This window comes from Pseudoalteromonas sp. 19-MNA-CIBAN-0066 (assembly GCF_040308705.1).
Taxonomy (GTDB): Bacteria; Pseudomonadota; Gammaproteobacteria; order Enterobacterales; family Alteromonadaceae; genus Pseudoalteromonas; species Pseudoalteromonas nigrifaciens.
On record NZ_JBEONZ010000414.1, the window covers coordinates 1 to 237 of the forward strand.

Below are 237 nucleotides of genomic sequence, written 5' to 3' on the forward strand. Positions count from 1 at the left end.
TTAATACACCAATCCCACGATTTTTAAGATGTTCTATTATTTTCTTTATATCTAATACCGAAATAGGGTCAACACCGGCAAACGGTTCATCCAGTAGTATAAATTTAGGATCTGCTGCCAGCGCTCGTGCTATTTCTACACGACGACGTTCTCCACCCGATAATGCCATACCTTGGCTATCACGAATGTGTTGTATGCTAAATTCATCTAATAAGTTATTGAGCGTGTCTTCTCTGG

1 protein-coding gene is annotated in these 237 nt (G+C 39.7%); it reads right to left on the reverse strand.

The window, feature by feature from the left end; genetic code table 11:
- A partial coding sequence (locus AAEZ18_RS19645) for an ATP-binding cassette domain-containing protein (protein ID WP_352256135.1) occupies positions 1-237 on the reverse strand: 237 nt, incomplete at both ends.